Annotated in this window: 13 protein-coding genes and 2 pseudogenes; 4 read left to right on the forward strand and 11 right to left on the reverse strand. The window is 71.9% G+C overall.

What is annotated here, in order from left to right:
- Position 1: 1 nt before the first annotated feature.
- Complete coding sequence (locus AC4IHM_RS25420; protein ID WP_490869319.1) at positions 2 to 706, forward strand: antibiotic biosynthesis monooxygenase; 705 nt, start codon at positions 2 to 4, stop codon at positions 704 to 706.
- A 22-nt stretch (positions 707 to 728) separates the two neighbouring features.
- On the opposite strand, the gene AC4IHM_RS25425 is transcribed toward AC4IHM_RS25420, so the two are convergent.
- Positions 729 to 2,555, reverse strand: coding sequence for a DUF8508 domain-containing protein (locus tag AC4IHM_RS25425; protein ID WP_490869320.1), 1,827 nt, complete (start codon positions 2,553 to 2,555; stop codon positions 729 to 731).
- 277 nt (positions 2,556 to 2,832) lie between these two features.
- Here AC4IHM_RS25425 and AC4IHM_RS25430 point away from each other — a divergent pair.
- Together AC4IHM_RS25430 and AC4IHM_RS25435 are read left to right on the forward strand one after the other, a co-directional pair.
- Positions 2,833 to 4,261, forward strand: a pseudogene (locus AC4IHM_RS25430) (hypothetical protein).
- 638 nt (positions 4,262 to 4,899) lie between these two features.
- A complete protein-coding gene (locus tag AC4IHM_RS25435) occupies positions 4,900 to 6,345 on the forward strand; it encodes an alkaline phosphatase PhoX (RefSeq protein ID WP_490869321.1) in 1,446 nt (481 codons plus the stop codon).
- On the opposite strand, the gene AC4IHM_RS25440 is transcribed toward AC4IHM_RS25435, so the two are convergent.
- The 5 genes from AC4IHM_RS25440 to AC4IHM_RS25460 form a co-directional block, all read right to left on the reverse strand.
- Entirely contained in the window at positions 6,314 to 7,903 is a 1,590-nt protein-coding gene (locus tag AC4IHM_RS25440; RefSeq protein ID WP_490869322.1) for a HAMP domain-containing sensor histidine kinase, read from the reverse strand. The genes AC4IHM_RS25435 and AC4IHM_RS25440 overlap by 32 nt on opposite strands.
- The gene (locus tag AC4IHM_RS25445) at positions 7,900 to 8,649 is read right to left on the reverse strand and encodes a response regulator transcription factor (RefSeq protein ID WP_490869323.1); all 750 of its coding nucleotides are present in this window, start codon (positions 8,647 to 8,649) and stop codon (positions 7,900 to 7,902) included. Before AC4IHM_RS25445 ends, AC4IHM_RS25440 begins: the two co-directional genes overlap by 4 nt.
- Positions 8,650 to 8,833: 184 nt before the next feature.
- On the reverse strand, positions 8,834 to 10,465 hold the full coding sequence (locus AC4IHM_RS25450) for a CotH kinase family protein (protein ID WP_490869324.1): 1,632 nt from the start codon (positions 10,463 to 10,465) through the stop codon (positions 8,834 to 8,836).
- Positions 10,465 to 11,148 (reverse strand): DUF4956 domain-containing protein, encoded by a 684-nt coding sequence (locus tag AC4IHM_RS25455; RefSeq protein ID WP_490869325.1) that lies wholly within the window; start codon positions 11,146 to 11,148, stop codon positions 10,465 to 10,467. Before AC4IHM_RS25455 ends, AC4IHM_RS25450 begins: the two co-directional genes overlap by 1 nt.
- Positions 11,145 to 11,984, reverse strand: coding sequence for a polyphosphate polymerase domain-containing protein (locus AC4IHM_RS25460; protein WP_490870931.1), 840 nt, complete (start codon positions 11,982 to 11,984; stop codon positions 11,145 to 11,147). Before AC4IHM_RS25460 ends, AC4IHM_RS25455 begins: the two co-directional genes overlap by 4 nt.
- Positions 11,985 to 12,315: 331 nt before the next feature.
- Here AC4IHM_RS25460 and AC4IHM_RS25465 point away from each other — a divergent pair.
- Positions 12,316 to 12,886 (forward strand): annotated as a pseudogene (locus AC4IHM_RS25465) (TetR/AcrR family transcriptional regulator).
- Positions 12,887 to 12,964: 78 nt separating this feature from the next.
- On the opposite strand, the gene AC4IHM_RS25470 reads toward AC4IHM_RS25465, so the two are convergent.
- The 5 genes from AC4IHM_RS25470 to AC4IHM_RS25490 all read right to left on the reverse strand — a co-directional run bounded on the left by AC4IHM_RS25470 (position 12,965) and on the right by AC4IHM_RS25490 (position 18,467).
- Positions 12,965 to 14,158, reverse strand: a complete 1,194-nt coding sequence (locus AC4IHM_RS25470; protein ID WP_490870932.1) for a TerD family protein — start codon at positions 14,156 to 14,158, stop codon at positions 12,965 to 12,967.
- A gap of 139 nt (positions 14,159 to 14,297) precedes the next feature.
- Positions 14,298 to 15,287 (reverse strand): zinc-dependent alcohol dehydrogenase family protein, encoded by a 990-nt coding sequence (locus AC4IHM_RS25475; RefSeq protein ID WP_490869326.1) that lies wholly within the window; start codon positions 15,285 to 15,287, stop codon positions 14,298 to 14,300.
- Positions 15,284 to 16,159, reverse strand: coding sequence for a carbohydrate ABC transporter permease (locus AC4IHM_RS25480; RefSeq protein WP_490869327.1), 876 nt, complete (start codon positions 16,157 to 16,159; stop codon positions 15,284 to 15,286). Before AC4IHM_RS25480 ends, AC4IHM_RS25475 begins: the two co-directional genes overlap by 4 nt.
- Positions 16,156 to 17,100: a carbohydrate ABC transporter permease gene (locus tag AC4IHM_RS25485; protein ID WP_490869328.1), complete on the reverse strand. Its 945-nt coding sequence runs from the start codon at positions 17,098 to 17,100 to the stop codon at positions 16,156 to 16,158. The genes AC4IHM_RS25480 and AC4IHM_RS25485 overlap by 4 nt, the downstream gene beginning before the upstream one ends.
- On the reverse strand, positions 17,097 to 18,467 hold the full coding sequence (locus tag AC4IHM_RS25490; protein WP_490869329.1) for an ABC transporter substrate-binding protein: 1,371 nt from the start codon (positions 18,465 to 18,467) through the stop codon (positions 17,097 to 17,099). Before AC4IHM_RS25490 ends, AC4IHM_RS25485 begins: the two co-directional genes overlap by 4 nt.
- Between the last annotated feature and the right edge of the window lie 33 nt (positions 18,468 to 18,500).

Here is an 18,500-nt window from a genome sequence, read left to right on the forward strand (position 1 = left end):
CATGACCCGCCGTACCGACGCACACCCCGAACTCGACCGCCCCGACGTGCTGGCACCCCTCTTCAGTACGTGGCGGGTGGGCACCCCCGAGCGGCAGCGGCAGACCGTCGACGCCGTCGCCCGCGCCTGGGAGCGCCGCCCCTGGCCCGCCGACGACCTGCTCGGCTACCACGTCTACACCGGGCACGACGGCAGCACCCTGCTGCACCACTCGCAGTGGGCGAGCGAGCAGGCGTACGAGGCCTTCGTCAAGACAGGCAGGCAGGAGCGGGTCGACGAGATCGACACCGCCGTGCCGGACATCGAACGGCTCAGCCTGGGACGGTACCGGCGCTACCGCAGCGACACCCGCGAGCAGGGCACGGCGCCCGTCCCGGGGTGCGTCGTGATCGTCGACACCGAGTTCGAGGGACCCGACCCCGAGCGGCAGCGCGCCTGGACCGACGCCGTCTTCGAGGCGCTGGCGAGCGAGCCGGACCCGCGCCCCGGCGGCATCTCCGCCCACTTCCACCTCGGCACCGACGGCACCCGGGTCCTCGGCTACGCGGAGTGGGAGAGCGCCCAGGCCCACCTCGACGCATCCGCCGCACCGGGGTACGGCCTCGGTACGGCGACGGCGCACTGGGAGCGGGTGCGGACCTGGCCGGGCCTGAAGAGCAGCACGGTCAGCCGCTACGACCACGCCCTCGGCCTCGTGCCCCGCTGAACCCGCCCCCCTGGCACGCCGGTTACGGACGGAACCGCAGTACCTGCGGGTCGTGGTCGCTGATCTGGTCGTGGAACTCGGCGTTGATGTGCACGCTGTCGTAGGACAGATGCCCGCTGCGCCGGATCGACGGGCTGACCAGGATCTGGTCGAGGACCTGGCTGTTGCCCTGGTAGACGTACGAGTAACGCTCGTCGCGCGGCAGCGACTTGACCGCCGACCACAGGGCCCCGCCGTCCTCCAGGAGGCGCGCGGTCTTCGAGAACTCGAAGTCGTTGATGTCGCCGAGGGCGATGACGTTGGTGTTCTTCTGCGCGGAGAGGATCTCCTTGACGAAGGTGTTCACCGCCTTCGCCTGGAGGTGGCGCTGGGTCTCGGAGCCGCGCGACGGCGGCTGGTACTGCGCCGTCAGACCCTGGTCGCCGCCCTTGGAGTTGAAGTGGTTGGCGATGACGACGACCGTCCGGCCACGGAAGACGAACTCGCCCGCCAGCGGCTTGCGGCTGTTCTCCCAGGCCGGGTCGGCCGGGTCCACGCGGCCGGGGGAGAGGGTCAGCGCCGCCGCGCCGCGCACCTTGCGCACCCGCGTCGCGGTGGTCGCGTCGCCGGCCCCGCGGTCGGTGAAGGAGACCCGCGCGGGGTTGAACAGGAACGCCTGCCGGATGTTGCCGCCGGGCTCGCCGCCGTCCGCCTTGTCGACCGGGTCGATGCTCCGCCAGTCGTAGCGCGGGCCGCCGGCCGCGACGATCGCGTCGATCAGCTTGCCGACCGTCACGTCGGCGGCGACCGTGCCGTCGTCCGTGGCGCCGTTGTTGTCCTGGATCTCCTCCAGGGACACGATGTCCGGCGACTTCAGATGGTGCACGATCGCCTCGGCGTGCGCGGCGAACGTGTCGTCGGAGGGGTCGAGGTTCTCGACGTTGTACGTCGCCACCGCCAGTTCACCGCCGCTCTGGCGGTGCGTGGACTCGCGCTCCACGCCCCCGCTCCTCAGCGCGCCGATCTCGCCCGCGACGAGCGTGTAGCCGCCGAACTGGTTGTAGTCGAGCGGTCCCGCGGTCGTGCCGGTGAGGGTGTCGCCCACATCGGCGGCGGGGAAGTCGGCCGGCGCGCCCTGCGACTGGATCTGGAGCCGGCCGGTGTTCTGCGCGTCGTAGGAGCCGTAGACCGTGCCGCCGCGGCGGTTGGCGTTCTCCCCGGGCTTCACCGTCACCCACAGCTCGGAGTACGGGTCGGAGGCGCCCACCACGCGGGCGTCGGCGACCCGGACGTTCATGCCCTCCAGGGACTCGTAGTAGTCCAGGGCGTACTTCGCGGGCCGCAGCCGCAGGCCGTTGACCGAGCCGTTCGCGGCGCCGTCGCCGTCCGGCGCGTACGCCTTCGGCACCGACCGGGCGGAGACGACCATCGCGGCCGGGACCGCGTTGCCGCTGGAGACGACGGTGACCGTCGGGCGGGTGATCTCGGTCACCGACTGGTTCCCGGAGGCCGTGCCGCCGGGGACGTACTCCGAGACGGTGCCGGACACGGTGACCGCGTCGCCGACGGCGACCTCCGGGTCCGCGTTGGTGAAGACGAAGACGCCCTCACTGGTGGCCGGGTCGGCGTCCGGGTGGGGGTCCTGGAACCAGAAGCCCTTGGAGGAGCCGTAGCCGCGGACGCCGGTGACGATTCCGGCCACGTCCGTGACCTGCCGGCCGGCGTACGGCGACAGCCTGGTGCTGCCCTGGATGTCGTGGATGCGCACGGAGTCGGCGTGCGCGGGCGAGGTGAGGACGACGGTGGACGCCGCCGAGCAGACCGCGGCGACGGTGAGCGCGGCGAGGCGCGTGGAGGACTTGCTGGCCAACGGGATCCCTCCGGGGACGTGACGTGGCGCCGGGACGAGGGTGGGACGCGCGGGCCGCAGGGCTCACACGGACCTGAGTGAACACTTGTCCCCCGCCTTCTACGCGCGTCAATCTCCTGCCTGGCAAGGCCCGTTGTCAAGGTTTCGGCCATGTACACCACCCGACGGAGAGATGAACCGGGCGGCATGGGTGGAAACCCGTCTAGGCTGAGCGGCTGAGCCGTACGGCGTTTGGACCGGCCGTACGGCGGCCAAGGCGTGCGAGGAGAAACAGCCGATGTCAGACAGCTCCACCCTGCCGCCCGCACGGTTGCGCCCCGAGGCGGAGCTGGCCCGCGAGGCGCTGTCCGCGCCGGTGCTCGTGCGGGCCGCGCGGCTGGCCCGCTGGGCCGGGCCAACGACCCGTGTCGACGCCGGGGGCGGGCTGGTCGAGGAGCAATTGCCGGCCGCGGCCGAGCAGTTGGGGCTGACCGGGGACGACGCCGCGGCGTACGCGAGCGAGGCCTGGCGGATCGCCGTGGACACCGGGCTCGTCGAGATCACCGACGAGGAGGCGGGCACCGTCGCGGCGGGCGAGGACCTCGCGCTGCTCACCGCGGGCTCCCCGCGGGACGTGCTCGGGGTCTGGCGCACCGCCCTTGAGGCGGTGCTCGCCGACGCGAGCGTGCCCGACCTCGACGACCTGGTCGACGCGATGGCCGACGGCGGCAAGGCCGACCTGTCCTCCCTCGACTGGAACCCGCAGGCCGAGGCCGAGTTCCTCGACGGCGTGCTCGGCAACCTCTACCTGCTCACCGTCGGCGAGGACGGCCCCGGTGACGCCACGGTGCCGCTGCCCGCGCTGGCCGCCTCCGTGATCGTGCCCAGCGGCATGGGCGAGCCCAGCAACGAGGTGCTGGAGCAGGTGTCGGACGCGATGATGCGCCTGGACGACCAGTTCCGGCTGCTGGAGCCGGTCGGCCTCGTCGAGTACCAGCCGGTCGACGAGGACCTGATGGCCGACGCCGACGAGGAGCCCGCGGCGCCCGTGGACGAGGCCGACGTCGCCCGCTACGGCATGGTGCGGCTCACTCCGCTCGGACTGTACGGGCTGCGCTCCCGGCTTCTGGAGGCCGGCTTCGAGGCCCCCGCCGTCGGCGACCTCGCCGACAAGGGCGCCGACGTGCTGCTCGACGGCACGGCGCCCTTCCCGCCGGCCACGGCGCACGCCGAGACCGAGCTGTGGCTGGCCGGCCGCGGACCGCTCGCCGCGGCCCGCGAACTGCTGGCGGCGGCCCGCGGCTCGGACCCCGGCGCGCCGCTGCGCCGGCTGCGCTGCCAGCAGGCGCTGTCCCTGGTCGGCGGCGAGGCGGAGCCGGCGCTGCGGGAGGTGCTCGGCGACGCGGAGCTGGGCGGCCTTGCCCGGGTGTGGCTGACCGAGCACGGCGCGCGGGACGTGCCGGCCCCGCCGCAGGAGATGGTCTTCTGGCTCACCATCGACACCGTGGCCGCGCAGCTCGCGGCCGAGGGCAACTCAGAGGAGCTGCGCGCCCTGGTGGAGGGTCTGGCCCGGCAGCACAGCGGGTTCTTCGACACGGCCTGGCGGGTCGGCCACCCGGCCACGCCGGAACGTCCTGGAGGCGATGGGGCGGCTGCACCCCGACAAGAAGATCGCCAAGGAGGCCCGCAAGGCGGCCTTCAAGGCCCGCTCACAGCACGGCGCCTGACGCCAAGGCCTCCCGGCCGACGCGGCCCGCCGCCGACGAGTCGACGCGGGGGCGTGCCGACGGGGCCCCACTCTCGTCGGAACGGCCCCCACGACGGTACGGTCCACCCGGCCGACGGCCTCGACGGCACCGTGTGCGCTGTCCGGCGGGGCCCGCGTGCACCGCCCGGTGGACACCCGGCCGGCTATCCGACGGACCCCCGCGCGTGCACCCCGCGCGCTGTCCGGAGCGGCCTGCGTGCACAGTCCGGTGGGCACTATGCGCACTGCCCCGGCGGATCCCGCGCGCGCCGTCGGGCGGGCCTTGAGCCCGCTGCCCGGCGGCGCCTGCGCGTACCGCCGGGTGGGCACTGCGGGTGTCGCCCGGCGGACCCCCGTGCGTGCCGCCGCGCGGGCACTCGGCGAACCGTCCGGCGAACCCCCGCGCGTACCGCCCCGGCGAACCCGGGCGTTGGTCCGGCGTCCGGCGGAGCCTGTGTGTGCCGCCCGGTGGGCATTGCGCGCGACCCCCGCGCGGGTTCACGCAAGCGGGCGGGCAGAGGTCGTGCTCAGTTCAACCCCCGTTCAGACGCGGGCGGGAGTGTGGTGGGGAACGAGGTCTGTCGCCTCCACTGCACGTCGATCGGCACAGGAGACACCATGTCGCTCACCCGCAGGGGCTTCGCCAGTCGGTCCGCGCTCGCCGGTGCCGGAGTCGCGCTGGTGGGCAGCGTCGGCGCGCCGGCCACCGCCCCGAACGCCCTCGCGGCCAGGGGCACCGAGAGCGCGGGGGACGAGCACGGGCACGACGGCGGGGTCGGCTACGGGGAGCTGCTCCCCGACCCGGACGGCATCCTCGCCCTGCCCGCCGGCTTCCGGTACGAGATCATCACCCACTGCGGCCGGACCAGGCTGGAGTCCGGCGAGTACACCCCGTCCCATCACGACGGCACCGCCGCCTTCGACGGCCCGCGCGGCACCACCCTCCTCGTCAACAACCACGAACTCGGCGGCCACCGCGACGGCCGGCCGCACCCCGTCCCGCTCACCGAGGGCCTCGTCTACGACCCGGCCGCCGCCGGCGGCTGCACCGTCGTCGAGGTCGGCCCCGGCGGGCACGTCGCCGAGTGGGTCGGCCTCGCCGGCACCGCCACCAACTGCGCGGGCGGCAGCACCCCGTGGGGCACCTGGCTGACCTGCGAGGAGACCGAGGACAAGGCCGGCTCCAACGGGATGACCAAGGACCACGGCTACGTCTTCGAGGTCGACCCCGTGGACCGGCGCGCCAACCGGGACCCCAAGCCCCTCAAGGCACTCGGCCGCTACGCCCACGAGGCCGTCGTCGTCGACCCCGGGCGCGGACACCTCTACCTCACCGAGGACGCCTCCGGACCCAACGGCCTCCTCTACCGCTGGACCCCGCCCGAGGGCTTCCGGCCCGGACGCGGCAGGCTGCGCGGCCTCGCCGACGACGCCGGGGTCCTCCAGGCCTTCCAGTGCTTCGACTCCGGCGGCAGGTTCGTCGACGACCTCTCGCGCGCGACGCGGACCGGCACTGTCTACGGCGTCGACTGGACCGACGTACCCGACCGCGACGCGAGCACCACGCCGGTGCGCCGGCAGTTCACCGACGGTCGGGTCACCCGAGCCCGCAAGCTGGAGGGCATGTGGTGGGCCGACGGCGGCGCCCACATCGTCTCCTCCTACGCCCGCGACGAGAGCCCCGGCCGCCCGCACGACGGCCAGGTCTGGTTCTACGACCCGTCCCGCCGCACCCTCACCCTCAAGATCCTCCTCGGCGTCAACACCGACCCGTCCGCCGACGGCGCCTTCGACGGCCCCGACAACATCACCGTCTCCCCCTACGGCGGCCTCGTCGTCGCCGAGGACGGCGAGGGCCTCCAGCACCTCTTCGGCGCCACCGACCGCGGGCGCACCTACCCGATCGCCCGCAACGAGCTGAACATCGGCACCGAGGACGATCCCGAGTACAGCGAGTTCACCGGCGTCACCTTCTCGCCCGACGGCCGGACGCTGTACGCCAACATCCAGACACCCGGCATCATGCTGGCCATCACCGGGCCGTGGAAGCGTCAGCGCGGCTGACCCGCCCGGCGGGGGCGGCCCGGTGCGCCGCGGCCGGGTCCGGCAGCAGGAGGCGGAAGGCGCAGCCCTCGCCGGGCCGGTTGTCGAGTTCCAGGCGTCCGCCGTGTGCCTCCGCGAGGGCCGAGGCGATGGCGAGACCGAGCCCGGAGCCCGAGAGGCGGTTGGGATCACGGGGCTCGGCCCGGTAGAAGCGGTTGAACACCTGCCCTGCGTCGTCCGGTGCGATGCCCGGACCGTCGTCGACGACCTCGACGACGCACACGGGCAGGCCGGGGGAGAACGGCCGGCCCGCGCTGACCCGGCCGGGGCCGTCCGTGCCGCCGGTGTCCACGCCGGTGCGCGCGGCGCCCACCCTGACGATGACACGGCTGTCGGCCGGCGTGTGCGCGCAGGCGTTGGACAGGAGGTTGCCGACGATCTGGGCGAGTTGGTGGGGGTCGCCGAGGGCCTCGACGACATCGAGGTCGCGGTCCGGGGCCGAGGGGTGTTTCGCGGTGCGGTCGCCCAGCGGGTGCAGGCCGATGTCGCGGCGCGGGTGGCGTACGGCGGTGCTTGCGATGGCGTCGGCGCACAGGGACAGCAGGTCGACGGGCTCGCGTTGGGGCACGGGAGTGTCGCCCAGCCGCGCGAGCAGGAAGAGGTCGTCGACGAGGCGGCTCATCCGGTCGGCGTTGTGGACGATCAGGGCGTGTGCCTCGCGGCGTCGCGCGCCGGTCATCCCGGGCTGGTCGGCGAGGAGTTCGGCAAAGCCCTGGATCGCGGTGAGCGGGGTGCGCAGTTCGTGGCCGGCGTCCGCCATGAAGCGCCGCATGCGCTGTTCGGAGTTCTCGGCGCGGCGCAGGGCAGCGCGCAGCCGGTCGAGCATGGTGTTGAGGGCCCGGCCGAGACGGCCCACCTCGGTGTTCGGGTCGGCCACGGGCACGTTGAGTTCCAGGGCGCCCGCGGTGATGTGCTCGGCGGTGCGCTCCACCCGGGTGAGCGGACGCAGTCCGAGGCGGACGGCCGCATCGCCCAGTACGACCACGCCGACGGCCGTCAGCGCTCCGAGCACGATGCTGAACCAGAGCAGCTTGGTGGTGGCCCCGTCCACCGTGTCGAGCGGGAGGGCGACCACGGTCCGCGCGCCCGCGGGGCCGGGACTCGCGAGGACCCGCCAACCGGCGTTCGCGGAGCCGTCGTCGGCCGGCACGGTGACCGGCCGCCCGTCGGCCCGCTCCAGGTCGTCGGCCCGGTCGGGCAGCCGGGGCCCGGCCGGCTCGGCACGCCCGAGCGACTCCGCGAGCAGGTGCCCCTTCGCGTCGTAGAAGAACACCCGGTAGTCCGAGGGCAGTACGTCGGGGGCGCGGTGCCCGAGGCTGCCGTCGGCCAGGTCCTCGAACACTCCGGGAGGCGGCCGGAACCCGGCGAGCCGCTCGTCCACCTGGTCGGTCAGCCAGGACCGCAGCACCGCCAGTCCGGCGACCTGGCACAGGGCGACCGCACAGGTGGCCAGCAGCCCCGCGATCAGTACCAGGCGGCTGCGCAGGGAACGCGCGCGCGGGCGGCCCGGCCACCTCACGGGGTGGCCGCCTTCGCCTCCCCGGGCGGCAGCCGCAGGCAGTAGCCCACCCCGCGCACGGTGTGGATCAGCGCGGGCGGCACCTGGTCGATCTTGCGGCGCAGGCTCTTCACATAGGTGTCGACGATGCGGGTGTCGCCCGAGAACTCGTACCGCCAGACCTCGCGCAGGATCTCCCGCTTCTCCAGGACGCGTTCGGGATGGGACAGGAAGCAGGCCATGAGCCGGAACTCGGTCGGCGACAGCTTCACGGCACGGCCCGCCCGCCGTACCTCGTGGGCGCCGTCGTCCAGGGTCAGATCCGCGTACCGGAGCGGACCCCGGCCCCGGGAGACGGACGTGGCGGGGCTGCCGCGGCGCAGGATGGCCCTGATGCGCAGCAGGACCTCCTGGACGTGGAACGGCTTGGTGACATAGTCGTCCCCGCCCGAGCTGAGGCCGATGATGCGGTCCTCGACATCGGTCCGGGCGGTGAGGAAGAGGACCGGTGTGTAGCAGCCCCGACCTCGCAGTTCGCGGGTGAGCCGGAAGCCGTCGGTGTCGGGCAGCAGTACGTCGAGGACGATCAGGTCCGGCCGTCCGCCGGCCGCCTCGCGCAGGGCCGCCCGCCCGTCGGCCGCAGTGGTCACGGTGTGTCCGGCGGCGGTGAGGGCGGCGGTGAGCAGGGCGCGGATGCTGGGGTCGTCCTCCACCACGAGGATGTGGCCGCCCGCGGGTGCCCGGGGCGGGGTGGGGGGCTCGGTCATGTTTCGACACCTCGGCGGTACAGGGTGAGCGGCTCCCGTGGGGCGGGGACACGGGCTGCGGCGCGATGGTAGCCAGCGATCCTGTACGCGAGGCGTGGGTTCCGGGGCGATGCGATCGCTGGCACGGCGGGGCGGGCATGCCGGGCGGCCTCCTCGGCGCAGGGGCCGCCCGGACTCCGGGAGGTCAGCCGGTCACCTGCTCGTCCTCGGCCAGTGCCCGGCCGCGCTCGGTGACGGTCTTGCGCAGCGCGGCGACGGCCGAGTCCAGCTCCTCGGAGCCGGCGCCCGCGTCGCGCGCCTGGCCGGCGATCACCGTCAGCTCCTCGCTCGCGGTCCCGGACCGGAAGAGCGTTTGGTACAGCGTGCGGTACGCCTTCAGATAGGCGCTGTCGAAGGCGTCCGACTCCAGGAAGCGCGTCTTGAGCACATGCCCCGACATGGCACCGCCCCCGCCTTGGCCCTGTCCCGGGCCCTGCTCCTGTTCGCCGGGGATGCCGCCCGGGGCGCCCTCGGGCATGCCCTCCGGCATCCCGGACGGCGGTGCCCCGGCCTCGCCCGATCCGGTCGCACCGCCTGGAGCCTGCTGTCCCTCTCCGCCCTCTCCGCCCCCGCCGGGTCCGCCCATGCCGATGGAGTCGTCCGGTCCGGTGGTCGCGTCCCCGCTGAAGGTGAGGTTGTAGTCCCAGCCGAGGACCGAGAACCTCTTGGTGTCCAGGTCGTACCGGAGCAGGTAGTTCTTGCCCGGTCCTGACATGTCGTCGGAGTTCAGCAGCAGGTTCTGGGTGGCGACGTAGGCGGCCAGCGAGTCGACGTCCACGTACCGGTCGAGGTCGCGGGCGAACTCCTCGTCCGAGGCGTTGTTCACCCACTTCACGAGCTTCATGACCGGTTCGAGGTCCTGGCTGCCCTTCTTGTTGAGCTGCTTGAAGGAGTCCTCGTAGTCGGTCGGGTCGTCGCCGACGTAGTCGAAGCTGCTGCCGGCCCTCGCCTTGTACAGCACCCCGTTGCCGTCGCCGATGTCGTCGGCGTAGTCGGTGTCGGGGTTCTCCACCATCAGCCGGGTGGCGGCGGGACGGCTGTTCACCGTCAGGGAGGTGAAGGCGTACCGCTCCGCCTTCTGGCCGCTCTTCCCGGTGAGCGACAGGGACAGCGCCTCGTTGAGGGGCACTTCCGCGTTGCTGCCCGGACGCAGCGAGATCTCCCGCTCGCCCTGGTAGGCGCGGCCCTCGACATACTCGTCGATCTTGACGAGCCAGGGCAGTTCCTCGGGCTTGTCCGCGGACAGGTCGTACATCGTCATGCCGCCCCCGCCCCCGCCCCCGGGACGGTCGCCGCCCGTGTCGTCGCCGTCGGGGCGAGCGCCCTGCGGGGCACCCGGCATGTCCCGGCCGCCACCGGGTGCGCCGCGCGTGCCCCGCAGGGACATCAGCGTGGAGTTGCCCTTGAGACGGATGCCGACGTCGTTGAGGTAGACCCCGTCGACGGTGAGGTCCGCCTCGATGTACTCCTTGGTCCCGTCGTCCTTGAACTTCTTCATCATCTTCTCGAAGTCGTCCTGGTCGTACGTCAGTTGGATCGAGTGCGAGACGGATGTGTCATAGAGGCCGACCGAGCCCCTGACGTTCTCGGTGACGGGGTCCGCCTCGACGCGCGAGGCGGACGTGACGTACGGGGAGATCCGGGCGTCGCCGAGGAGGTACACCATCGCGGCGAGGCCGACCCCCAGGGCGGCGGCCGGCCTCCAGTGGTGGCGCAGCCGGACCGGCAGCCGGTCGCGCAGCCGCCGCCGGCGTCGTCCCGTCGTGTCCTCGGCCATCACAGATCAGTGCTGTCGTAACCGGTCAGCACCGTCACCCGCTGCCCCGAGGTGCGCTCCTGAAGGGCCGCGACCAGATCGCCGGGCTCGCTGCCCTTCTTCAGACGGACGGTGTAGAAGACCTCGGTGAGCGCGCCGCCGCGGATGGTCTCCGTGCTCACCAGCTCGAACTCGCTGGTGTACTTGATCAGCACGTCACGGATCTGCGGGGTGTAGTCGTCACCGGCCGGCACCTGCACCTTGACGACCTGGCGCTGCACGTCGAGAGCGAACCAGTCGAACTTGGCCATGATGAGGACGACGGCGCAGATCACCACGGCGCCGACCGCCGCCAGCGTGTAGAACCGGGCACCGCAGGCCATGCCGATGGCCATCGCCAGGAAGATGAAGCCGACGTCCCTGGTCTCCTTGACCGCGTTGCGGAAGCGGACCACGGACAGGGCGCCGACGAGGGAGAACGCCCTCGCCAGGTTGGACCCGACCACCAGCATGATCAGCGCGACGATCATGCCGACGACGACCAGGGTCTGCACATAGGACTGGCTGTAGGAGACGTTGCGGTGCGTGTACCGGTACACGTAGCCGATCAGCGTCGACAGGACGAACGACAGCGCCATCGCCGCCACAACGTTGGCCACACTGAACGTGCCGCTGAGTTCCTGCAGTTCGAGATCGAAGTTCACTGTACTCCTGCTTTCGACGGCGCGTGCCGCGCCGGCCGCCGCGGTGGCGGCTGTTCCGCGGGTGGGGTGGGTGGTGGGCAGTCCGTCTCGGCGACGTGGAAGACGGACCGGGGCGCGAGCCCGAACGCCTCGACGGACTGCACGTACTTGGAGACCCGGACGAGGTTGAGATTGCGGCGCGCCGCCAGGTCGGTGATCCAGTGCGGGGTGCGCTCGTTGACCTTGATCTCCATGATCGACATGTGCGGCGGGATCGTGAACCGGTTCTCCGGCGTGGGGGTGCCGAAGTGGAAGTCCCGGTCCCGGCCCCGGACGCGCCGGTCGAAGGTGACGCGCAGACCGGTGTCGGCATCCCGGCCGACCAGTGCCTCGCGCTGGTATCCGGTGATCGCGGTGGGACGCAGGTCGAGCCGTACGACGAGTTCCAGGACCTCCTGGACGAAGGCGCTCTCCCTCGCCGAGTGGGCGATCGGCTCGCGGTCGTCGCAGAGGTGCCGCGCCGCGCCGTAGGGCAGGGTGATGCGCCGCTTCTGGGTGACGCGGTTGACGCGCTGCTTGATCTCCACGCAGACCGGTGAGTCGTCGGTGACGCCGTCGAGGTCGCCGTAGTGGCGGATCCGCAGCTTGCGCCGGAACTTCAGGCCCTCGATCTTCTCCCAGTAGAACCTGAGCCGGGGCGTGTCGTAGTACACGCTCCACACGCCGTATCCGCCGACCGGACTGTGCGCGTCCCGGTCCATGCGCTCGGCGAGTTCGTCGCGGATGTCCGTCGCCTGCTCCACGGGAACCAGGTACTTCAGCTCGAACCGGTTGAAGGCGTGCAGCCGGCTCGCCACATGCAGCGGTTCCCCGCCGTCCGTGCCCGGGTCCGCGCCGGTCAGGTCCCGACCGGCCGAGTCCTTCCGCGCTGCGGCTGCCTTCGACAGGAACACCATGCGCCTCCTACGTCGTTCGTCGCGGACCGATCGGCCACGAGAACGCAACCAACGGCACATGAAAGCGTCATGAGAAAACCGGGTGCATTGCGGGAGTCTTGGAGATGGCCGAAAGATGAACACCGGGTGGCTGGGGCGCGGCCCTCCGGACGGTTCTCGGCTCGTGGCCGAGGCGGCCCGGCCGGGGGGTAGGGTGCGGCGCAAGGACGCCCGACGGGCAGGGAGTGGCGGGATGGCGCAGGCCAGGCCCATGCGTGCGGACGCACGGCGCAACCGTGAGCGGTTGCTCGCGGCGGCGGCACAGGCCTTCGCCGAACGCGGGGAGGGCGCCTCACTGGACGACATCGCCAGGCGCGCGGGCGTCGGGGTCGGCACCCTCTACCGGCACTTCCCGACGCGCCAGGCCCTGCTGGAGGCCGCCTACCTGGAACGGATCGAGGCGATCGCGGCGCGCGCGGACACGATCGCGGGGGAGCTGGCGCCGGGCGCGGCCCTGGTCGCGTGGCTCGGCGAACTCGCCGCCGGCACGCTCCAGGTGCGGGGGCTGAAGGCGCTGCTGGGCTCGGCCGTCACGGATGGCGACCCGGCGGCGGACCGGGCGTGCGGCGACTGCGTGCGGGGCGCGGCGACCCGGTTGGTCCGGGCCGCGCAGGACGAGGGGACGGTGCGGTCCGACGTTCGAGCCGATCGAGGTGCTGCGGCTGGTGCACGGCGTCGTGACGGCGTCCGAGCTGAGCGACGGGGAGCACGGCACGTCCATCCCGCGCTATCTGTCCCTGCTGCTGGACGGATTGCGGGCCTAGAGGCAGGAGCCGGGGCCGCGCCCGGTGTTCGGGGAGCGGCCCCGTCCTGTCCCCCGTCCGTGTCCCCCGTCCGTGTCCCTACAGGGCCTGGGCGGCCGGCTTCACCATGCCGCGGACCGTGCGGGACTTGACGAAGTCGCCGATGGCGGTCATCTCCCACTCGCCGGAGAACTGGCGGATCAGCTTCGCCATCATCACGCCGGTCTGCGGTTCGGCGCTGGTGAGGTCGAAGCGGACCAGCTCCTCGCCGGTCGCGGCGTCGGTGAGGCGGCAGTAGGCCTTGGCGACCTCCGTGAACTTCTGGCCGGAGAAGGAGTTGACCGTGAAGACCAGGCCGCTGACCTCCTGCGGGAGCCGGCCGAGGTCCACGACGATCACCTCGTCGTCTCCGCCGCCCTCTCCGGTGAGATTGTCGCCGGAGTGCTTGATCGCGCCGTTCACGATCGAGAGCTTGCCGAAGTAGCAGCTGTCGATGTGGTTGCGCTGCGGGCCGTAGGCGATGACGGAGGCGTCCAGGTCGATGTCCTTGCCGCGGTACGCGGGCTCCCAGCCGAGGCCCATCTTGACCTGGGAGAGCATCGGACGGCCGCCCTTGACGAGGGAGACGGTCTGGTTCTTCTGGAGGCTGACGCGGCCCTTGTCCAGGTTGATCTTTCCGGCGCCCGGTGCGGGGGCGGGCGGCGCGGCGGGCGGGGCCGGGGGCACGGGCGGGGTGACCGCCCGCGCCCGCGCCGGGGCGGCCGGCTCGGCTGCGGCTGCGGCCGGGGCCGGGGCCGCGGGCTCCTCCACCGTGACGCCGAAGTCGGTGGCGATGCCCGCGAGCCCGTTGGCGTAGCCCTGGCCGACCGCGCGGGCCTTCCAGGCGCCGTTGCGCAGATAGACCTCGACGATCACCAGCGCGGTCTCGGCACCGAGCTGCGGGGGCGTGAAGGTGGCGAGGACGGAGTTGGCGTCCGCGTCGCGGATGGTGGCGGTCGGTTCGATGCCCTGGAAGGTCTGGCCCGCGGCGTCCGGGCTCGCGGTGACGACGATCTTCTCGATGCCCGGCGGGACGGCGGAGGTGTCGACCGTGATCGCGTCCGGGGCGGTGCCCCCGCCGGAGCGGTAGGAAACGCCCTGGCCGGCGGGCTGGTTGTAGAAGATGAAGTCGTCGTCGGAGCGAACCTTGCCGTCGGCGGTGAGCAGCAGGCCCGATACGTCGAGCCGCACGGGCGCGGTGACGTCCACCGTCACGCGGGCGGCGGAGAGGGGGATGTTCGAGCCGGGGGTCATAGCTGTCATGCCGGGTCAACGAGCGAACCCGTTTTACCGTTCCCTTACCCGGCGGCCAATCGGGTGGGAGACGGCCGAAGGGGGCCCGGAGACTGGGTCCCCGGGCCCCCTTGCAGGTTCTGCGGCGTGCTGCGGTGTCCTACGGCACGACCACGATCTTGCGGCCCACCCCCGCCGCGAACTGCTCCAGCGCCTGCGGGTAGCGGTCCAGCGGGATGCGGTCGCTGATGAAGACGTCCGGGTCGAGGACGCCGTTGGCGAAGAGTTCGGCCGCGCGCTCGTAGCTGTGCAGGACGGCCATCGAGCCCGTGATGGTGATCTCCTGGTTGTAGATGCGGTACGGGTCGATCTGCACCCGCGTCGCGTAGTCGGCGACGCCGAACTGGAGGAAGGTGCCCGCCTTGGCGACCCGCTCCAGGCCGTCCTGGATCGCCGCCGCGTTGCCGGTGGCGTCGATGACCAGGTCCCAGCCCTGGGGGCGGTCCAGCTCGTCCGGGCTCGCGGCCGAGGCCGAGACACCGAGGCCGCGGGCGGTCTCGAGGCGGGCCGGGTTGAGGTCGACCATGTCCACGCTGGCCGCGCCGGTCCGCTTGGCCAGCTCCAGCATCATCAGGCCCATCGTGCCGGAGCCGTAGATCAGCACGTGGGCGCCGAGCCGGGACTGCAGCACGTCGTAGCCGCGGACCGCGCAGGACAGCGGCTCGATCAGGGCCGCGTCCTGGGTGCGCACGTGCTCGGGCAGCTTCACGCAGTTCGCCACGGGGGCCACCGCGTACTTGGCCGCGCCGCCCGCCGTCGTCACGCCGATGGCCGCCCAGCGCTCGCACAGGTTGTTGTGGCCGGTGCGGCAGTACCGGCACTCGTAGCAGTAGAGGGAGGGGTCCACCGCGACCCGGTCGCCGACGGCCACCTCCGTGACCTGGGCGCCGACGCCCACCACCTCGCCGGCGAACTCGTGGCCCGGCACGATCGGGAGCTTGGGCGCGAACTCGCCCTGGAGGATGTGCAGGTCGGTGCCGCACAGGCCGCAGGCGGCGACCTCGACGACGACCTCGCGCGGCCCTGGCGTCGGGTCGGGGACCTCGGTGACGACGGCGCGGCCCACGGACTCGATGACGGCGGCCTTCATTTCACGGCTCCCAACGACAGACCCTGGACCAGCTTGTCCTGGGCGGCGAACCCCGCGGCGAGCACCGGCAGGGAGATGACGAGCGACGCGGCGCACACCTTGGCCAGGAAGAGGCCCTGGCTGGTGATGAAGCCGGTCAGGAAGACGGGGGCGGTCTCGGCGACCACACCCGTCAGAACCCGGGCGAAGAGCAGTTCGTTCCAGCTGAAGATGAAGCAGATCAGCGAGGTGGCGGCGATGCCCGGCAGGGCGATGGGGGCGACCACCCGGACCAGGATCGTGGGCAGCTTCGCGCCGTCCACCCGGGCCGCCTCGATGATGGCGACCGGGACCTCGGCCAGGAAGGACTGCATCATCCAGACCGCGATCGGCAGGTTCATGGAGGTGTAGAGGATGACGAGCAGCCAGATGTTGTCCAGCATGCCGGTGTTCTTGGCGAACAGGTAGATCGGCAGCAGGCCGGCCACCACCGGGAGCATCTTGGTGGACAGGAAGAAGAACAGGACGTCGGTCCACTTCCGTACCGGGCGGATGGACAGGGCGTACGCGGCCGGCAGGGCGAGGACCAGGACGAACAGCGTCGACGCGATCGACGCCACCGCCGAGTTGGCCAGCGCGGGCCAGGGGCTCGCGCCGCCGCCCGCGCCGAAGAACTCGCGGTAGCCGTCCAGGGTCAGGGAGGCCGCGAAGGACGGCGGATTGGTGGCCGCGTCCGACTCCGAGTGGAAGGAGGTCAGCGCCATCCAGGCGATGGGCAGGAAGAAGATGATGCCGACCAGCCAGGCCACCAGGCCCAGTCCGGCACCGGCCTTGCGGCCGGTTCGCACGGGCTTGGCGCCGGTGGCGGCGGGTTGTACGGCGGTGGCGCTCATGCGCGGCCGACCTCCTCGCGGAACAGGGACGACACCACACGCAGTGCGAAGGTGGCGATGATGATCGAGCCGATGACGACCAGGACGCCCGCGGCCGAGGCGAGGCCGTTCTCGTGGGCCTGGTAGAAGCTCTGGTAGACGGTGTAGGGCAGGTTGGCCGTGCCCAGGCCGCCGGACGTGATGGTGAAGACCGCGTCGAAGTTCTGGACGATGTAGATCGAGCCGAGCAGGGCGCCCAGTTCCAGGTAGCGGCGCAGGTGGGGGAGGGTGAGGTGGACGAAGATCTGCCAGTCGCTCGCGCCGTCCACCCGGGCGGCCTCGATCTGCTGCTGGTCCCGGCTCTGCAGACCGGCGAGCAGGATGAGCATCATGAAGGGCGTCCACTGCCACACGAGCGCGGCCTCGACCGCGAGCAGCGGGGTGTTGGATATCCAGTCCGGCTGCGGTCCCCCCACGTAGTGCAACAGGCCGTTGAACAGGCCGTATTCGGGGTTGTAGAGGACGTGCTTCCACAGCAGGGCGGCGGCCACGGGGACCACGAGGAACGGTGCGATCAGCAGGGTGCGGACCACGCCGCGGCCCTTGAACCTCCGGTCGAGCAGCAGGGCGAGGACCAGGCCGAGGATCAGGCTGGCCAGGACCACCGCCACGGTGAGCAGGATCGTCGTCCACACCGACTTGCGCAGGGCCGCGTCGCCGAGCACGTCGCCGTAGTTGCCGAAGCCGGTGAAGTGCCGGGCGTCCGGGTAGAGGGCGTTCCAGTCGAAGAAGGAGATCACCAGGGTTGCCACGAAGGGCAGTTGGGTGACCGCGATCATGAAGATCAGGGCGGGGAGGAGGGGGGCCCGGGTGGCCCAGGCCCGCAGTCGCGGGGACGGCGGACGGACGGCGGGGCGGGTCTGGTCGGGTGCGGCCGAGGGGGCCGTTGTCGTGGCGGTCATCGTCCCTCGTACTCCTCGGAGATCTTCTCGGCGAGCTGCTGGGACTTCTTCAGGGCCTCTTCGACGGACTGGCGTCCGGCGATGGCCGCGCTGATCTCCTGGGAGACCTTGGTGCCGAGGTCGGTGAACTCGGGGATGCCGACGAACTGGATGCCGGGCGCGGGGCGCGGCTGGACGCCGGGGTCGTTCGGCTTTGCGCCCTCGATGGCCTGCTTCGTCATCTCCTGGAAGGCGGCGGCCTCCTTGACGTAGTCCGGGTTCCGGTACGTCGAGGCGCGCTTGCCGGCCGGTACGTCGGACCAGCCGACCTCGTCGCCGACGAGCTGCTCGTACTCCTTGCCGGACGCCCAGGAGACGAACTGCCAGGCCTTGTCGGAGTTGCGGGACGCCTTCTGGATGCCCCAGGCCCAGGTGTAGAGCCAGCCGGAGGAGTCCGTCTTCTCCACCGGGGCCGGCGCGTAGCCGACCTTGCCCTTGACCGGGGACTTGGCGGCGTCCAGGGAGCCGGCCGCCGAGGTGGCGTCGTACCACATGGCGACCTTGCCCTGCGTCATGTTGTTCAGGCACTCCGCGAATCCGGACTGGGCGGCGCCGGACTCACCGTGCTCGCGGACCAGGTCGACATAGAACTTCGTCGCCTTGGCCCACTCGGGCGAGTCGAGCCGGGCCTTCCAGTCCTTGTCGAACCAGGTGCCGCCGAAGGTGTTCACCACCGTCGTCAGCGGCGCCATGATCTCGCCCCAGCCGGGCAGTCCGCGCAGGCAGATGCCCTTCATGCCGGGCTCGGACCCGTCGAGCTTCTCGGCGAAGCCCGCCACGTCGCTCCAGGTGGGGTGCTCGGGCATGGTCAGGCCGGCCTTGGCGAACAGGTCCTTGCGGTACATGAGGAAGGACGACTCGCCGTAGAAGGGCTGGCCGTAGAGCTTGCCGTCGTCCCCGGTGAGGGACTCGCGCATCGGGCCCAGGATGTCCTTCTCGTCGTACGCCGGGTCCTTGGCGACGTAGGAGCCCATCTCGTGCAGCCACTCGTTGCGGGCGTAGATCGGTATCTCGTAGTTGGAGAGGGTGGCGACGTTGTACTGGCCGGCCTGGTTGGCGAAGTCCTGGCTGATCTTGTCGCGGACGTCGTTCTCCGGCAGGACGGTGAAGTTCACCTTGATGCCGGTCTCTTTCGTGAAGTGCTTGGCGGTGAGCTTCTGCAACTCGACCATCTGCGGGTTGTTGACCATCAGGACGTTGATGGCGTTGCCGCCTGATCCGGCTCCGCCCGCTCCGACCCAGCAGCCGGAGAGCAGCGGGGCGAGTAGCGTCCCTGCGGCGGCCAGGGCGAGCGTCGCTCGCGGCCTCCGTCGGCTCTGGGTTCGCATGGATCGCTCCTGAACATATGGGGATGTATGGGG

Source organism: Streptomyces sp. SL06, assembly GCF_058244745.1.

Excerpts from the sequence above, each read along its gene's own strand:
- AC4IHM_RS25420 (WP_490869319.1), top strand. The coding sequence starts at position 2 with ATGACCCGCCGTACCGACGCACACCCCGAACTCGACCGCCCCGACGTG.
- AC4IHM_RS25435 (WP_490869321.1), top strand. The coding sequence starts at position 4,900 with ATGTCGCTCACCCGCAGGGGCTTCGCCAGTCGGTCCGCGCTCGCCGGT.
- AC4IHM_RS25445 (WP_490869323.1), bottom strand. The coding sequence starts at position 8,649 with ATGACCGAGCCCCCCACCCCGCCCCGGGCACCCGCGGGCGGCCACATC.
- AC4IHM_RS25450 (WP_490869324.1), bottom strand. The coding sequence starts at position 10,465 with ATGGCCGAGGACACGACGGGACGACGCCGGCGGCGGCTGCGCGACCGG.
- AC4IHM_RS25470 (WP_490870932.1), bottom strand. The coding sequence starts at position 14,158 with ATGACCCCCGGCTCGAACATCCCCCTCTCCGCCGCCCGCGTGACGGTG.
- AC4IHM_RS25475 (WP_490869326.1), bottom strand. The coding sequence starts at position 15,287 with ATGAAGGCCGCCGTCATCGAGTCCGTGGGCCGCGCCGTCGTCACCGAG.
- AC4IHM_RS25480 (WP_490869327.1), bottom strand. The coding sequence starts at position 16,159 with ATGAGCGCCACCGCCGTACAACCCGCCGCCACCGGCGCCAAGCCCGTG.
- AC4IHM_RS25485 (WP_490869328.1), bottom strand. The coding sequence starts at position 17,100 with ATGACCGCCACGACAACGGCCCCCTCGGCCGCACCCGACCAGACCCGC.
- AC4IHM_RS25490 (WP_490869329.1), bottom strand. The coding sequence starts at position 18,467 with ATGCGAACCCAGAGCCGACGGAGGCCGCGAGCGACGCTCGCCCTGGCC.